Consider the following 15,818-nt stretch of genomic DNA (forward strand, 5'->3'; position numbering starts at 1 on the left):
TCGACGACCCGATCGTCGTCGAGGCGCGTCAGCCCGACGGCACCGTCGTGCGCTTCTTCGGCCTCGTCGACATCGTGCGCAAGCGCTACGAGGGCGGCCAGTTCGATAGCGATGCCTTTCGCGTGGCCAAGGGGATCCTTCCGGCCGACGTGTCGTACGCCGCCCACGTGCAGGTGACACGCATCGACCCCGAGGTCTATGTGCCGCCGCACCCGGGCACGCCGGCGCGGGTGGTGGTGGGCCAGGAATTCCGCGAGGCCCTGTTCGCCGACCGCATGGAGCACCCGCTGCCGATCGGCGTGTCGCGCGGCGGCGAGCCCGTGTACGCGAACCTCGAGTTCCTCGACGGCACCCGCGGCGCGCACGCCTCGATCAGTGGTGTCTCCGGCGTCGCCACCAAGACGTCGTACGCCACGTTCCTGCTGTACTCGCTCTTCCACTCGGGCGTGCTCGGGGCAGACGCCATCAACGCGCGGGCGCTCATCTTCAACGTGAAGGGCGAGGACCTGCTCTGGCTCGACACGCCCAACGCCAAGCTCACCGACGAGGCGCGTGCGACCTACGCGAAGCTGGGCCTGCCCGTCGGGCCGTTCACCAGCGTCGGCCTGTACGCCCCGGCCAACCGCGCCCTCGGCGCGCTCGTGCCGAGCACCGGCAGCCGCCAGGCCGGCGTGTCGCCCTACGTGTGGACACTTCGCGAGTTCGCCAAGCAGCGTCTGCTCCCGTTCGTATTCGCGGATGGCGACGATGCGAAGGCGCAGTTCCCGATAGTGGTGATGCGGGTGGAGAAGTTCCTCGAGCAGGCGGCACGCGAGGGCGACCCGACGAGCGCCGGCATCCGCGTGAGCAACACGCCGCTGCTCTCGTTCGACGACCTCGTGGAATTGCTCGACTCGCCGGCGCTCGACGGCATGATGGGGAGCACGCCCGTGTCGCCAGGCACGCTCGACGCCTTCCGCCGGCGCCTGCATCGCGCCGCGCAGCACATGGGGCACCTGGTGCGTGGCGACTCCGACGCGCGCAACCGCGAGGTGCAGCTGCGCAACCACCGAGTCACCGTCGTCGACATCCACCAGCTCCATTCGATCGCGCAGATGTTCGTCGTCGGCGTGCTGCTCAAGCGGATGCTCGAGGAGAAGGAGCTGCAGGGCACGGCGAAGCCGCTGGTGTTCGTGGTGCTCGACGAGCTCAACAAGTACGCGCCGCGCGAGGGCTGGAGCCCGATCCGCGACGTGCTGCTCGACATTGCCGAACGCGGCCGATCGCTCGGCGTGTCGCTGCTCGGGGCGCAGCAGACGGCCAGCGAGGTCGAGCGGCGCATCGTATCCAACGCGTCGCTGCGCGTGGTGGGCCGGCTCGATGCCGCCGAGGCGCAGCGCGCCGAGTACGGCTTCCTGTCGACGGTCGGCCGCCAGCGCGCATCGATGCTGCAGCCAGGCACGATGATCGTCACGCAGCCCGAGGTGCCGATGCCCGTGATGGTGCGCTTCCCGTTCCCCGCGTGGGCGACGCGCGCCAGCGAGGTGCCGGCGGCCAGGGTCGAGGACGACGCCGCGCTGTTTGCCCGGATCACGCCGTGAGAATCCTCCACACCTCCGACTGGCACGCCGGCAAGGCGTGGAAGGGACAGTCGCGCCTCGACGAACTGGCGGCCGTGCTCGACGATCTCGCCGACGTGGTCGAGCGCGAGCGCATCGACCTCGTGCTGATGACCGGCGACGTGTTCGACACGCCGTCGCCGCCGGCCGAGGCCGAGCGCATCGTGTTCGGGTTCTTCCGGCGGATCGGCAGGCTCGAGGTACCGTCGGTGCTGATCGCCGGCAATCACGACAGCCCGGCGCGCGTCGAGGCATGGGCGCAGCTGGCCGAACTGGCGCGCGTGACCGCGCGCGGCGTGGTGCGACACCGCGACCAGGGCGGGTGCGTCTCCATCGAGACCGCGTCGGGCGAGACCGCGCTGGTCGCGATGATTCCGTTCGTGTCGGCGTCGCAGGTGCTCTCGGCCGAGGAGCTCGGCGCGGCGCCGGATGCGGCCATGTCGACCTACGCGGCGCGGATGCAGCAGTACGTGTCGCACATGTGCGCCGGGTTCGGCAGCGCCACGGTCAACCTGCTGCTTGCACATACGCACCTCGACGGCGCGGTGGTGGGCCGGAGCGAGCGACGCATGCACGTGGGCGACGACTGGGCCGCGCAGCCGCAGGTGCTGCCCGCGACCGCCCACTACGTCGCGCTCGGGCACATCCACAAGCACCAGTGCATCGAGTCTGCGCCCGCGCCCACGTGGTACGCCGGCGCGCCCATGCAGCTCGACTTCGGCGAGGAAGGCGAACCCAAGGCCTACAACATCGTCGAGGCGCGACCGGGGCAGCCCGCGCGCGTCGAGGCGCGGCCGTACGTTGGCGCGCGGCCGCTGCGCACGGCGGTGATCCCGGGGACCACGCCGATCGTCGCCGACGTGGATCTGTCTGGGCAGCCCCATCTGCGCGTGATCGTGGATGCGGCGCTCGGGCCGGTCGATGCCGACATCAACAGGCGCGTGCGCGACGCGCTCCCCGGCGTGGTGAGCGTGGAGTTGCGTGGCGCAGGGCCGGGCTCCGAGGAGTCGGTGCGTCCAGTACCGGGCAGCGTCGCCCCCCGCGAGCTGTACCGCCTGTACGTCGAGCAGTCGGGAGGCACGCCCACCGACGCGGCGCTGGCGGCGTTCGACGCCCTCTACGCCGACGCCCTGCGCGAGGACGACCCCGCATGAAGCCGCTCAGCCTGCAGGTCGACGGCTTCACCTGCTTCCGCGATCCGCAACCGACGCTCGACCTCTCCGCGCTGTCGCTGTTCGCGATCACCGGGCCGACGGGCGCCGGCAAGAGCTCCGTGCTCGACGCCATCACCTTCGCGCTGTACGGCGTCGTGTCGCGCGTGGGGCACGGGCAGATCAAGGAGCTCATCTCGCACGGCCGCGACCGCATGACGGTGACGCTGCGGTTCGCCGTCGGGCCGCGCACGTTCGTCGTGTCGCGCATGGTGCGGCGCAAGAACCTGCCGGGCACCTGCCAGCTCGACGAGATCGTCGACGGCCGCGCCACACCCGTCGCGGGCAATGCCACCGGCGTCTCGCAGGCCATCCAGCGCCTTGTCGGCCTCGATTACGACGCGTTCACGCACGCCGTGATCCTGCCGCAGGGCGAGTTCGCGCGCTTCCTGAAGGGCGCGCCGGCGCAGCGACGCCAGATCCTGCAGGACCTGCTGCGCCTCGGGGTGTACGGCCGCATGCGCGAGCTGGCCGGCGAGCGGTGCCGCGACGCGAAGAAGGACCTCGAGCTGGCGGAACGCCGTCTGGCCACGTGTGCCGATGCCACGCCAGAGGCGATCGCCGCGTCGGAAGCCGAGCTCGCGGCGGCACAGCAGCAACAGCCGCAGCTGGTCGAGGCACGGGATCGCGCGCAGGCAGCGCGTGTGCAGGCGGAAGCGCGCGCGGCGCTGGCGCGCGACCTGGCGACGCGGCTGGCCGAGCGCGACGAGCTCCGCGCAGCGCTGCCGACGCAGCAGGCACGGCTCGATCGCATCGCGCGGTCGCGACGCGCACAGGCCATCGGCGCGGAGCTGGCGCAGCACGCGCGCGACGAGGCGTCGTGCCGCGAGCGGGCCGAGGCGCGTACGAAGGCCGAGGCACGGCTGGCGACGGTGCGGCAGGCCGCGGCAACCGCACGGACGCGCCTCGACGAGACGGCCGAGGCCGTGGCGGCGCTCGGCCCCGTGCGGACGACCGTCGAGCGATTGAAGGCCCTGGAGGGCCGGCTGCAGCACGCCGAGGCCCTCGACGCCGAGTGCCGGGCGTTCACGCGCGAGCGCGATGCGCGGCAGGCCGATCTCGATGACCGGCGCCGTGAACAGGCCGCGCAGGCCCGGGAGTTGCAGCAGGCCACAGACGATGTGGCCCGACTCGACAGGCAACTGGCAGCCGCGACCTTCGATCCGGCCGAGCTTGCCGTGTGCGAGCAGGGGCGCGACGTGGCGCGGGAGCTGCGATCGTCGCGACAGCAGGGGCCCGACGCCGAGGCGCAGGTGTCGCGAGCACGCGCCAACCTCGCCGAGACCGAGCGCATCGCGGCGGTCGAGGTCACCGCGCTGGGGGAGGCCGAGGCGGCGCTCGCGCGCGCCGAGGCGCGCCGTGCCGACGCCGCACGGCAGCTGACGGCGGCGCAGGATGCCCTCCGCGCCATGACGCTCCGTTCGCACCTGCACGCGGGCGAGGCGTGCCCGGTCTGCGAACAGGTGGTCGTCGAGGTGCCGCCGGTGGCGCTGGCCCCGGAGTTCACGGCGCTGGTCGACGCGGAGCACGAGGCCATCGATGCCTGCAGCACCTTGTCGCAGCGGCTGGCCAAGCAGCGCGAGCGGCAGGGGCAAGCGGCGGCGTCTGTCGAGGGGGCGCGCCAGCGGCTCCTCACCACCGAGGAGCAGCAGCGCGCCCTGCGCGATCGGGTGACGAGGGCGATCGACACGCTGGTCAGCCACCTGTCGCCGTACCTGCCGGCGTCGCGCGCGGCGATGCCGGAACACTGGCTGCTCGAGCGCCTCGACGACCTGCAGGCCCTGCGCGCGGAGCGCGAGTCGCGCGAGCGCCAGCGGCAGGTGCTCGAGCACGCGCGCCTTGGCGCGGAGCATCGCGTGGCGCTCACGGTGCAGGCCATCACCGCGACCGGGCAGGCACTCGCGGGACTGGTCGAGCAGCTCGCGCAGAAGCAGGCCGCGCTCGAGACGCAGCGCGCCGAGATCCGGGAGGCGACCGACGCCGCCGACCCGAGAGCCGAACTGGCGCGGCTTCAGGCACGCATCCTCGACGCCGACGGCGCGCACGACGCAGCGCGTGTCGCCGCAGCGCGCGAGGACACGGCCCTGGCGGCCGCGCTCGAGGCCGACGCCGCGGCAGCGCGCGCCCTCGACGAGGCACGCCGCGCGCTCGACGAGGTGGCGGCGCGCGTGAGTGGATCGCTCGCAGCGGCCGGGTTCGCGTCGGTGGGCGAGGCCGCGGCCGCGCTGGTCCCGGAGGCCGACCTCGTGGCGCTCGAGGACGAGGCGACCGCCTTCGGGCGGCGGTCCGCCACGGTGGACGCGCAGGTCGCCGATCTCGAGGGCCGTCTCGGCCCCGAACCCGTGACCGAAGACGACGTGGTGCGGTGCCTGGCGGTCGAGCGCGATGCCGACGCGGCCGTGCACGCGCACGTCAAGCGCCTGGCGCAACTCGAGGTGCACCTGCAGGGCTTGCGCGCCCGCGCGCTCGAGGCCGTGGCGGCGCAGTCGCAGGTGGCCGCGGCGCAACAGGCCCTCGACACCTACACCCGGCTGTCGATCGACCTCAAGGCCGACGCCTTCCAGGCCTGGCTGCTCCGCGACTCCTTCGAGCGCCTCGTCACCGGGGCCTCGTCGCGCCTGATGGAGCTGTCGGGGCGCTACACGCTGCTGTGGGTAGACGATGAGTTCGTGGTGGTGGACCACGACAACGCACAGGAACGGCGGGCGGCCGACACGCTGAGCGGCGGCGAGACCTTCCTCGCGTCGCTGGCGCTGGCGCTCGAGCTGAGCGAACAGGTGCAGCGCGCGGCCGGCGCGGTGCGGCTCGACAGCCTGTTCATCGACGAAGGCTTCGGCACGCTCGATGCCGCGGCGCAGGACGTGGTGGCCTCGGCGATCGAATCGCTGCAGGTCAGCGGGCGGATGGTCGGCATCATCACGCACGTGCGCGAGCTCACCGACCGCATGCCAGCCTGCGTGGTGATCGACAAGCGCCCCGACGGCTCCCGTTGGTCCATCAGGTAGGGCTGACCGACGCCCACAGGGGCAGCAATTCAGAATTCAGAGTTCAGAATGGAGTGCGGGGCGGGCAGGGTTGGCTCTGCCGCAGGGCTGGACGAGCACAGCAGCAATTCGGAATTCAGAGTTCAGAATGCAGCGCGGGGCGGGCGGGGGCGGATCGGCCGCTGGGCGCCGGTTTGCTACAGTCGCACCATGGCCCGCCGTCTTCTGTCCGTTGCCGCCCTGTCGCTGCTGGCCGCCAGCACGTCGTTCGCCCAGGCGCCGACCGCCCCGCCGTCGTTCATCTCCGCGTCCTCACTGGCCGCCGAGCAGATGAACCCGAAGCTCGTGCTGCTGCACGTGGGCGACAAGGAGGCCTACGCCAAGGAGCACATCCCCGGCGCGCACTTCGTCGACCTCTCGATGATCACCACGGCGAACCCGCCGAGGCAGAACGAGCTCCCGGCGCCTGCCGATCTCGAGGCGAAGCTCGAGGCCCTCGGCATCAGCGACGACTCGCGCATCGTCGTCTACTTCGGCAACGCGGAGTTCCCGCTGGCCACGCGCGTCGCGTTCACGCTCGACTACGCGGGTCTCGGCGCCCGGACGTCGATCCTCGACGGCGGCCTCGACGCGTGGGTGGAGGCCGGCAACGGCATCAGCTCGGAAGCGGTGGCGGCGCCCAGGCCGGGCTCGCTCACCATCAAGCCGCGCGAGGGCGCCACGGTGGACCTGGCAGCGGTGCGTGCAGGGCTGGATGCGCCGGCGGCCCACGTGCTCGACGCCAGGCCGGTGGAGTCGTACACGGGAGCGGACGACCGCGGCGGCGCCATCAAGCGTCCCGGCCACATCCCCGGGGCTGTCAACCTGCCGTACAGCAGCTTCTTCAACGCCGACAAGACGGTGAAGTCCGCCGACGAGCTCAAGAAGATGTTCGCGGCGGCGGGGTTCACGCCGGGCCAGCCCGTTGTCAGCTACTGCACGTCTGGCGTCCAGGCCACCGTGCCCGTGGTCGTCGGCCGCATGCTCGGCTACGACGTGAAGCTCTTCGACGGGTCGTACCAGGAGTGGAGCGCGTCGGACGCGCCGGTGGTGAAGGCGGCGACGCCGAGGTAGGGCGCGATGTCCCCATCGCGCCGTGATCTGCCAACGGCGGCTTGGGGACATGCTGCGCGCGATCGCAGTTTCTGCAAGGGCCGGCGCCAGCCGGCCCTTTTTGCGTGACTTCCAGCATGACGCCACTGGCACGGCTGCTGCCTGTTCAGGGAGCCCGGAGGGTCCACGAATGGCGCTTGCACTCAAGAAGAACTATGGCCATACTCTGAGTATGGCAACAACTTCAGTTCGCTCGACGTACTCACTGGACGTGGAGACGGTCGAGCGGATCGAGCAACTGGCGAGGAGGTGGAACGTGTCGAAGTCGGAGGTGCTGCGGCGGGCCGTGAAGATGGCAGACGAGCAGTCGGCCGTCTCGGATCGCCTGGCGGCGCTGAAAGAACTGCAGGAGTCGATGCAGATGACCCCGGAGAAGGAGGCCGCATGGGTGGCCGAGATCCGTGCCGAGCGCGACGCGCACGTGATGGCCTGGGAGAAGCCGTGACAACGGCCGTCCACATCGACACGAGCTTCCTGCTGCGCGCAGCGCGACCGGAGACCGAGGCTGCGTCACTGATGACGCGCTGGCTCAATGAGGGGCGGTCGATCCACATGAGTGCCATGGCCTGGGCGGAGTTCCAGTGCGGCCCGGTCACCGACCAGCAGCGGGCGCTTGCCGCCCGGTTGCTGAGTGCTCCCGTTCCCATGCACGCGCGTCATGCCGACCTCGCGGCGCGCTTGTTCAACGCATCAGGCCGCCGCCGCGGCTCGCTGCAGGACTGCCTGATCGCAGCCGCGGCCATCGACGCCGAGGCGCCGCTGGCCACGACCGACGCCGGGTTCGAGCGGTTTGCCGAACACGGACTCCAGATCGTGTGAGCGTGCTGGAAGACCCGGCACGCTCACACGAATTCACAATTCAGAATTCAGAATGAAGGGCAGCTCGCAACGGCGGCAGGGCCGGTCGAGTGCTGAAAGGCGGCGCCGGTCTGGCCTGCGGTAGATCCGCCCCTGCTTGCCCTGCGCTGCATTCAGAACTCTGAACGCTGAATCGCTTTGCTCGTCCAGTCCTGCGGTAGATCCGACCCTGCTCGCCCCGCGCTTCATTCTGAACTCTGAATTCTGAATTGCACGGCGGAGGTCCCAGCGCCGTGCCTACCGCTTCTTGCGGCTCATCATCGAGCGTTCCTGCGCGACGAAGTCCATCGACGCGAGGTGGCCGCGCGCGCGCTTGGCCGAGACCTTGGCGGCCATCACGCTCATCGCCGCGTACACGCCGCCGGCGTCGGCGTCGAAGTCCACGGCGCGCGAGGCCTGGAAGCCCATCTGGCCGCCTTCCTGGATCGCGTCCTGATTGGCGCCCAGGAACACGAACTCCCAGGTCGGCTTCGCGGACGGGTCGCCCGCGCCAGGCTTCTCGCGCTGGCGGATCATCGAGAAGATCTGGCGCTTCGTGAACTCGTGGCTGGCATTCTCCTCGCCGTCGGTCGCGACCGCGAACACGATCTGGTCGGGGCGCTCCTCGGTGTGCATCCGATCCACGCGGGCGCTGATCTCGTTGATCGTCCGGCCGATGGCGTCGAGCAGCGCCGTCGACCCACGCGGCACGTAGGTGCGCCGCGTCAGCGCTGGCACCTCGACGATCGGCACGCGGAAGTGCACCACCTCGTACTGGTCGTCGAACTGCACCAGCGTGAAGTGCGCCTCGCCCTCCCCGTCCTTCTGCTTCTGCACGAACGCGTTCAGCCCGCCGACGATGTCGCTGGCGATGCTCTCCATCGAGCCCGATCGATCCAGCACCACCGTGATGTCCGTCTTCATGTGTCGTCCCTCCATGGAGGCGAAACGCCAGGGTGGCAGGCCATCTGACGCCGCGTGGCCAAGGGACACGGGACGAGCGACGAGTCACCAGGGCGTCAAGGGACGAGGGACCAGCCCAGGGAGGGACAAGGGAGCAGGGCCGCGGGATGCTGTGTCAGACGTCGCCGAGCAACAGGCGCGTGGTGGCGTCAGAGCCGGCCCCTGGAAGGCGTGCTGGCCGCAGCGTGCGGCCAGTGCACGCGCGTCGGCCTCGGGGGGGCCGATCACGAGGAGCGACGGCGCGGCCGGCCGGTGGCCCGTGGGGGCGAGACCATCAGCGTGGTGGCTGCCTCATCGCGTGGTCCACGAGCGCGTCGTGGAAGCGCGCGACCATCCCGATCCAGTCCTCGACCTCGCTGCGGGTGGGCTGCAATTCGTAGGGATGGTAGTGACAGGCGCGCGACAGCTGGTCGTAGACGATGTTGCCGCTGGCAATCACCGCGACATCGAGGCCGACATCATGCAGCGTGAGGAACTGGGCGCGCATGGAGGCCCGTTCCATGCCGGGCTCATGGGCCTCCCAGAACTGCGCAAGTGACAGCTCCAGTGCCTGCCGAGCAAGGAGCGTCGCGCCTCGGCACCACCAGAAGGCGCTCGCCCAGTCCGTGCCCGTGACCAGCTCGGTGGCGTCCCCGAGAATGCTGCGGGGAGTGGCGTCCGACATCTCAGGCCACCTTCACCTGGTCGCGCAGGTATCGCGCGAGCTCCTCGGAATCGCGCACCAGCGTCATCGGGTCACCGTCGAACCGCCCGTGCGCGCCATCATTGCAGTCGTCCAGCGCCTGCCGCGCCCGCGTGCCGATCGCATGTGTGAGGCGGGCGTCCACCTTGCCTTCCTCTACCTTGTCGAAGAGGGCGACCGACACCAGCGGCTTCAGTCGATCCAGCTCGCAGAGCAGGCGCTCGACGTCCGCGTGCGCCTCGCCCCGCGCGATGCGCCGCGATCGGATCGTCTGCATGCAGGCAGCCTCGATCGCCGACCGGCAGAAGCCGGCGACCAGTCGCTGCTTGCGGGCGAGCGGGATCTCCGGCGTCTTCACGACGGCGCGCGCGTCGTCCATCAGCAACTCGACGGGCCCGACGACCTTGCGGAGCTCGACGACGGAGTTGGCGCGTCGGCTGACGTCCACGAACCGCGCCTGGAGGCCCAGCCGACGAATGGCCTCGGGCAGCCTGTCGTCATGCGACAGCACGATCACCTGCCGCTCTCGAGCGGCGTTGGCCAGCAGGCGGGCCAGGCCGTCGACCTTGGACGGGTCCAGGGCCTGGACGGGATCGTCGACCACGATGAACCCGAACGGGCTCTCCGGAAGCGCGGCTCTCGGGAGGAACAGGCTCAGTGCCAGGCTGTTGAGTTCCCCCTGGCTCATCACGCCCAGCGCGTTCGCCTCGTGCCCGTCGATGTCGACATCGAGCGACACGCTGCGCGTCGGGCCCGCCCCCGACGTCGTGATCTCACGGAGGTTGACGCTGCTGTGCAGTCGGACCAGTTCCCAGTTCTGTACGGCTTGCTGCGCGATCGGCTCGAAGCGCTCTTCCCTGAGCACGTCGACCGCCTCGCGGAGCCATTCGGCTGCGCGATCGAGGTGTGGGAGCGCTGCGGCCACGTGCGCGGCCCGGCGCGACATCGGTAGCCAGGCCAGCACCTGTTGCGCCAGCGGCCGCCACACATCCTGGCGCTGCTCGTGCAACGTGCGAGCGGCCGTGCGTACCGCCTCGAGAGCGGTCGCCAACGGCGGTGCCTTCGATTCCAGGTGGTCGGCGAGCGCGTTGCCGCTGGCGTCGGCGGAGACCGCTGTCCATGCCGCCCACGCGTCGGCAAGTGGCCCGACATCGAGCCCGGCGATCGGCGTCGTGATCGCTCGATCGACGGCCTGGGGCAGTGGCGTGATCCACTGGCGGGCCTCGCGAGTCCGCTCCTTCAGGGCCGTGCGTGCCTGCTCGGCCTGTTCGGCCTCTCCCTTCAGGCGATCGATTTCCTTCTGCGTGGCGCTGCGCCAGGCGTCTGTGATCACGCCCTCGGACTTGCACACCGGGCACGTCTCACTGTCGCCGGTCCTGACGACCTCGAGGCTCTGTTCAAGCAGCCGCGTGACGCGGCGGGCCTGGCCGGCCTTGTCGGCAGAGGCGGCCCGGTCGTTGGCGTCGGCCTCCCGCAGCGCCCTCACGGCATCCGCGAGGCGTGACTGATCGAGCGAGGCCAGGGCGGCGAGGTCACGAAGCTGCGCCAGCGCGTCGGTCGCGTCCGACGACAGGTCCACGAGGCGCTCGAGCGCTGCGTGATCAGGGGAATCGACGGCCAGCAACGCGGACAGACGGGCCAGGCGGTCGTCGTCGTGCCGGGCCGCCGTGTCCTGCGCGGTGGCCTGCAGGGAGCGGGCCTCCTTGCGCGCGTCGGCGATCAGGGACTTGCGCTGGTTGCGGGCCGCGACCAGCCGCTTGCGTGCCTGCTCGATGTCTGCGAGCCCCAGGCCCGCCAGCAGCGCGTCGTGCAGTTGCGAGGGAGACTCGGTGATCAGCGTCCCGAGTTCGCTGTACGCCAGGAAGGGCCGATAGTCGGACGCGGCGCGACGCCACCGCGTGCCGGCAATGCTGGTCGTCTCCCGGGCGGTCTTGACGACCGTCTGCTTGCCATCGCCATCGTCGAGATCCTCGGCGCTGTTCCACTTGCGCTGGAGCACGACCGTTCCTGCCTGCTCGATGTTGAACTCCAGCGCGATCCATGGGGCGTTCGCCTCGTCGAGGTTGCGCCAGCCGTCGCGCCAGCGCTTCTGCATGCCCGCCACACGCAGGCAGCGCCCCGTGAGGATCACCTCGATGGCTTCGGCAAAGCTGCTCTTGCCTGATCCGTTCCGTCCCGTGATGACCGTCAGCCCGTTGGCGGGGTGCAGGTCGAGCACGCGCTCGGGACCGATGCCGCGAAACCCGCGCACCTTTACGCTCTTGATGTACGCGCGATGCAACGGCGCGCCCACCTCGTCGGCGATGACGTCTGGCGTCGCTGGCCCGATCCCGTCGTCGATGTAGGAGGCGAGCACCTGATCGCCGTCACAAGCGGCGATCACGTAATACGAAAAGGGCTCACTCTGGAGCCCTTGCTGGACGATGCGCTTCAGGAGGATGTCTGTCACGAGTGCCTGGGGAGACGCATGCCGTCTCCTTGAGTACAACGATTCACGACGCGCAAACGAACGGTGTGAGTTGTTCAGTACGGGTACTGCCGCGCGATCTCGGCAACGGTCGCACCCGTGTGTCTGAGGTGCCGGACCGGGCCGGGATCGTACCGCGCCAACGCCTCCACGCACGACTCGGCCGTCCCCATCTCGCCGGCGCGCAACGCCTCGTCGAGGTCCGACAACACGAGCTGCCGCGCCGCCACCCGACTGCCTCCGTCGGCGGCCCGCACCAGCCGCGCGCGCCCGGCGCGGCCCGCCCAGCGCAAGGCCGACCAACGCAGCGTGTCGGGCAATGTCGCGTCGGTACCCATCGCCACGGCGAGGTCCCGTGGCCACGCGTGATCGGGATCGAGCAGCCGCGCGGCCTTCAGGATCGCCAGCTCCACGTAGCGCGGGCCCAGTCCCCGGTAGCCGCCGCTGCTCCGCGACCGCTCGTGCAGATCTACCGCTCGCGCGAGCGCCTGGCGATCGCCCACCACGCCGGCCAGCCTGGCCCACTCCGCCAGCGGGTACGCCACGTCCTGGTCGGCATAGATCGACGAGAAGGCGCGCGCCACCCGCTCCTGCAGCGCCAGCGCCTCGACTGGCCGGCCCGTCACCGCCAGCAGGCGCGCGAGTGCGCCACGCAGCCGCAGGTCGGCCTGCGACGACTCCTCGAGCGGATGGTCGATCAACGACGTCGCCAGCGGCTCGATTGCCGACACCTCGGGCGTGCCGGCATCGGCACACTGCTGCACGAGGTGCGCGATCACCTGCGCGCGGATCATCCGCGGCTGCCGCTCGAGCCACCCCCGCGGCGGCAGGCCCACACGTCCGCCGTTGTCGACGTGCCGCGCCGCCACCGCCTCGGCAAACGCCAGCCGGTACCGCGCGTCGTCGCCGAGGTCGGTCCAGGCCTCGAGTGCCAGCGCCGCGCCGCGTCGCACCGGACTCCAGTCCACGAGGGCCTCGCTGCCCATCAGCGCCAGCCTGAAGAAGCTGCCGGTGAGCTCCTGTCGGCGGTCCGTGTCCTCGCCCGCCTCGACGATCCGTGCCGACAGCCGCTGACCGAACACGCGGTCGATGGCCTCTGCCGCGTGTGCCACGCCCACGACATCGAGGTGCGCGGCGGCGTGCCGCCGGGCGTCGTCGGCCTGCTCCGCCGAGACGAGCACCCGTCGCACGGACGGCGCGAGCCTGGCCAGGCCCCGCAGCTTCTGCTCCAGCCCGCCGACGCGCCCGACGCGCCCCGTGGCATCCATCGAGGCGGTGGCGATCACGTCGCCCGGCACCTCGCACCCGAGCACGCGCGAGGCCAGGGCCAGGGCGAACGCGAGGCCGAACGACGGGCCGTCGATCGGCCGGCGCACGTCGGGGACGCTGGCGACGTGGGAGGTGGAGGCGAGGTAGGCGACGTGCGGCAACTGCGCGGTGCCTTCGTGCACGCTCCGCCACAGCACGGGCACGGCGCGTGGTAGCGCGATGCCCGCCTCGCGCCAGGCGGCGCGCGTCCTGGGGCCGAGCGTGGCGCCGTCGGACCCGTGCGTGCGCTGCCCTCCGGCTGCGATGCACCACAGCACCGTCGTGTCGTCGTGCACGGTGAGGCCGGCGGTGGTCCCCGGCGCGAGCTGCGGCGGCGCGCCATGACGCGCCTGCCACCGCTCGGCACGCGGCCCCTCGCGGGGCCAGCACCAGGGGCCGGCCGCCAACGCCGTCTCGGCGATGTGCGGACGCAGCGGTGGCATCAGAAGTAGTGCGCCTCGAAGTCCGTGCTGCCCCACCAGGCCGACGGATCCCCGAGCGCCACGCGCCGCAGGCGCTCGTCGTCGCTGGTCAGCGAGGCCTCGAGGTTGATGCGCACCGCGCGTCCCGTGCGGTCGAGCGCCTCGAGCGCCGCGTCGAGGGCCGCTCCCGTGCCCGCCTCCTTCAGCAGCAGCCGCACGCTCTCGATGTCGTCGCGCCGGTGGCACAGGTGCGCCCACGACTCGGAGGCCTCCGCCATGTCGGCCGACAGCGTGTCGAACAGGTCCGTCAGGTCGTCGCCCAGCGCCTCGGCGCGTCGCACGGCCTGCTGCTCGAGCGCGGCCTTCTCCGAGGGCGGCAGCGCCCGCGCCCAGCGCCGCGGCGCGAGTTCCACCTCGCTCACGAGGTCCTGCAGGCGCCCGCTCGCGATGAGCGCGGCCACGTCGCGCGACTCGGGCTCACACAGGCGGGCCAGCTGGCCCGCCAGCGAGGTGCGGGTCCATGCGTCGGCGCGCGCACCCTGCGAGAGTCGGTCCTGCATCCAGCGGTCGGTCGTCATCGTGGTCCACTCCTCGACCGGCGGGGCTGCCCATGGATACACGGGCCGCAGCAGCAGGTTGCGGGAGTCGCGCCAGCCCACCACCATCGGCGAGCCGGCAGCCGATTCGATCAGGAAGCGGCCGTCCTGCTGCAGCGTCACGCGTGCGATGCCCGCCGCGTCCGCGACCTGGGCCTCCACGGCGTGCAAGTCCGGTCGCACCTGAAACGCGCCGCCCTCCCGCGATATGACGCGGAGGTCGCGTCCGGCCGGGTCCACCTCGATGCGCAGGCCGAGGGCGTCCATCACCGAGCTGTGTGCCGGCAGCAGGGCGGACTCCGGCGGCGCCGGAGCCATCGAGGCGTGCCTCCTCAACATGGTCGTGGGCTCGGTGTCGTCCTGGCTCACGGCGTCCTTCTTGAGCCACGACATGGCCTGCCTGAACGCCTTCCCGAACGATGGCACGTCGCGGGCCTGCGCGCGCGTCGCGCCAAGGTGGAACTCATCCTGCACCTCGACGAGTGCGCCGTAGTCCGGCGTGGCCTGCAGCGGCAGGTGCTCGACGGGGCCCAGCATCTCCGGCGTGATGCCCAGCGCGCGCAGCTGGGATTCGATCAGTTGCTTGCGGTTCATGACACAGGCTCCGGCGACATGGTCGTCGCAGCGCGGTCCACGCGCGGGGCAAACACCTCGTGTGCGAGGCGGCGGACTTCGTCGGCCAGCTCTGGCGCCAGACCAGCCTTCGACAGCCATGCGGTCAGCCGCGGCACGTCGTGAGGCTTGTTGCGCGGCACCTCGAGGAGGTACGCGCGCGTACGCTTGTGGCGCTGGTACACGCGGTTGCGCACCGTCTTGTACGTCGCGTCTGTGCCGCCCTCGCGCATCACGATGGCGTGGACGCTGAGATCGTCTTCGAAGATGGCGCGGAGGTCGGCGATGTTGGCGAGGAAGCCCGTCGGGTTCTGGAGTTCCTTCGCGATGACGGGGATGGCCTCGTCGAAGAGCTGGCGCTTCGCCTCGGCCTCGAGCCGATCCTGCTCGGCCTGGCGAAGGATGTCGTCGGGCGTCTCGAGGTCGACGAAGTCCTCGTCACGGGCAGTGCGCGGCTTCCCGGTGTCGCGGTCCTTCGGGGTCGCGATCCACCTGGCGTCACGCACCTTCTGTCGCTCGGCGTCCCTGGCCTGGTTTCGCAGGCCGCGCACCAGGTACGCGCGGGCGCCTTCGTCGTCGGCGGTATATCGCCGCGGACCAGGGCGGTTCTTGATGAGGCGGCAGAGCAGGTTGCTGACGTAGTCGTCGCGGCGGTCGGGGCCGATGGTGCGCCGTGCCAGGCGCTCCATCTCGGCGAACACCATCACGATGGCGCGTTCGCGCCGCTGGTTCTCTTCCGGGGACAGGGTGCGATCAGGAGGGGCCATCTCTACGAGCGCTTGCGACAGCGTGATGTCCAGGGTTTGTCTCTCCGCGTCGGTGGCCCCTGGAAGCAGGAGGACTCAGGGCCGGTCAGACAGGAGACGCCTCGGGCCGGCCTTGTCTGACACCGGCCCTCGGCGCAGTCAATTCCGCGATGCCGCGATGCCGGGAATGCGAAGGCCAGAGCCAAAGCGCGGTGGCCCCTCGCCAACAGGTAGGGCGCG

The 15,818-nt window shown here is 71.1% G+C and carries 12 protein-coding genes; 6 read left to right on the forward strand and 6 right to left on the reverse strand.

Annotated features, from left to right (window positions below; translation table 11 throughout):
* From ACIRDX_RS14095 to ACIRDX_RS14120, 6 genes are all read left to right on the forward strand, one after another.
* The coding region (locus ACIRDX_RS14095) for an ATP-binding protein (RefSeq protein ID WP_396626076.1) at positions 1–1,580 on the forward strand (1,580 nt) is incomplete at its 5' end.
* Positions 1,577–2,752: an exonuclease SbcCD subunit D gene (locus tag ACIRDX_RS14100; RefSeq protein WP_396626077.1), complete on the forward strand. Its 1,176-nt coding sequence runs from the start codon at positions 1,577–1,579 to the stop codon at positions 2,750–2,752. The genes ACIRDX_RS14095 and ACIRDX_RS14100, both read left to right, overlap by 4 nt.
* Positions 2,749–5,814 (forward strand): AAA family ATPase, encoded by a 3,066-nt coding sequence (locus ACIRDX_RS14105; RefSeq protein ID WP_396626078.1) that lies wholly within the window; start codon positions 2,749–2,751, stop codon positions 5,812–5,814. The genes ACIRDX_RS14100 and ACIRDX_RS14105 overlap by 4 nt, the downstream gene beginning before the upstream one ends.
* A 189-nt stretch (positions 5,815–6,003) precedes the next feature.
* Complete coding sequence (locus ACIRDX_RS14110; RefSeq protein ID WP_396626079.1) at positions 6,004–6,906, forward strand: sulfurtransferase; 903 nt, start codon at positions 6,004–6,006, stop codon at positions 6,904–6,906.
* Positions 6,907–7,117: 211 nt separating this feature from the next.
* Positions 7,118–7,390, forward strand: coding sequence for a ribbon-helix-helix protein, CopG family (locus ACIRDX_RS14115; protein WP_396626080.1), 273 nt, complete (start codon positions 7,118–7,120; stop codon positions 7,388–7,390).
* The gene (locus tag ACIRDX_RS14120; RefSeq protein ID WP_396626081.1) at positions 7,387–7,764 is read left to right on the forward strand and encodes a PIN domain-containing protein; all 378 of its coding nucleotides are present in this window, start codon (positions 7,387–7,389) and stop codon (positions 7,762–7,764) included. The genes ACIRDX_RS14115 and ACIRDX_RS14120 overlap by 4 nt, the downstream gene beginning before the upstream one ends.
* A gap of 276 nt (positions 7,765–8,040) precedes the next feature.
* Here ACIRDX_RS14120 and ACIRDX_RS14125 read toward each other — a convergent pair whose 3' ends face one another.
* The 6 genes from ACIRDX_RS14125 to ACIRDX_RS14150 form a co-directional block, all read right to left on the reverse strand.
* A complete protein-coding gene (locus tag ACIRDX_RS14125; protein ID WP_396626082.1) occupies positions 8,041–8,706 on the reverse strand; it encodes a VWA domain-containing protein in 666 nt (221 codons plus the stop codon).
* Positions 8,707–9,019: 313 nt separating this feature from the next.
* Positions 9,020–9,409: a hypothetical protein gene (locus tag ACIRDX_RS14130; protein WP_396626083.1), complete on the reverse strand. Its 390-nt coding sequence runs from the start codon at positions 9,407–9,409 to the stop codon at positions 9,020–9,022.
* 1 nt (position 9,410) lies between these two features.
* Positions 9,411–11,876 carry an AAA family ATPase gene (locus ACIRDX_RS14135; protein WP_396626084.1) on the reverse strand — a complete coding sequence of 822 codons (2,466 nt, stop codon included), beginning with the start codon at positions 11,874–11,876 and terminating at the stop codon, positions 9,411–9,413.
* A gap of 74 nt (positions 11,877–11,950) precedes the next feature.
* A complete protein-coding gene (locus ACIRDX_RS14140; RefSeq protein WP_396626085.1) occupies positions 11,951–13,645 on the reverse strand; it encodes a S16 family serine protease in 1,695 nt (564 codons plus the stop codon).
* Complete coding sequence (locus tag ACIRDX_RS14145) at positions 13,645–14,814, reverse strand: hypothetical protein (protein ID WP_396626086.1); 1,170 nt, start codon at positions 14,812–14,814, stop codon at positions 13,645–13,647. The genes ACIRDX_RS14140 and ACIRDX_RS14145 overlap by 1 nt, the downstream gene beginning before the upstream one ends.
* Positions 14,811–15,599 carry a hypothetical protein gene (locus ACIRDX_RS14150; RefSeq protein ID WP_396626087.1) on the reverse strand — a complete coding sequence of 263 codons (789 nt, stop codon included), beginning with the start codon at positions 15,597–15,599 and terminating at the stop codon, positions 14,811–14,813. Before ACIRDX_RS14150 ends, ACIRDX_RS14145 begins: the two co-directional genes overlap by 4 nt.
* Between the last annotated feature and the right edge of the window lie 219 nt (positions 15,600–15,818).

Origin of the sequence: Luteitalea sp. (assembly GCF_044337415.1) — a bacterium.
In the GTDB taxonomy this organism is placed as follows: domain Bacteria; phylum Acidobacteriota; class Vicinamibacteria; order Vicinamibacterales; family Vicinamibacteraceae; genus Luteitalea.

Excerpts from the sequence above, each read along its gene's own strand:
- ACIRDX_RS14105 (WP_396626078.1), top strand. The coding sequence starts at position 2,749 with ATGAAGCCGCTCAGCCTGCAGGTCGACGGCTTCACCTGCTTCCGCGAT.
- ACIRDX_RS14110 (WP_396626079.1), top strand. The coding sequence starts at position 6,004 with ATGGCCCGCCGTCTTCTGTCCGTTGCCGCCCTGTCGCTGCTGGCCGCC.
- ACIRDX_RS14115 (WP_396626080.1), top strand. The coding sequence starts at position 7,118 with ATGGCAACAACTTCAGTTCGCTCGACGTACTCACTGGACGTGGAGACG.
- ACIRDX_RS14125 (WP_396626082.1), bottom strand. The coding sequence starts at position 8,706 with ATGAAGACGGACATCACGGTGGTGCTGGATCGATCGGGCTCGATGGAG.
- ACIRDX_RS14130 (WP_396626083.1), bottom strand. The coding sequence starts at position 9,409 with ATGTCGGACGCCACTCCCCGCAGCATTCTCGGGGACGCCACCGAGCTG.
- ACIRDX_RS14140 (WP_396626085.1), bottom strand. The coding sequence starts at position 13,645 with ATGCCACCGCTGCGTCCGCACATCGCCGAGACGGCGTTGGCGGCCGGC.
- ACIRDX_RS14145 (WP_396626086.1), bottom strand. The coding sequence starts at position 14,814 with ATGAACCGCAAGCAACTGATCGAATCCCAGCTGCGCGCGCTGGGCATC.
- ACIRDX_RS14150 (WP_396626087.1), bottom strand. The coding sequence starts at position 15,599 with ATGGCCCCTCCTGATCGCACCCTGTCCCCGGAAGAGAACCAGCGGCGC.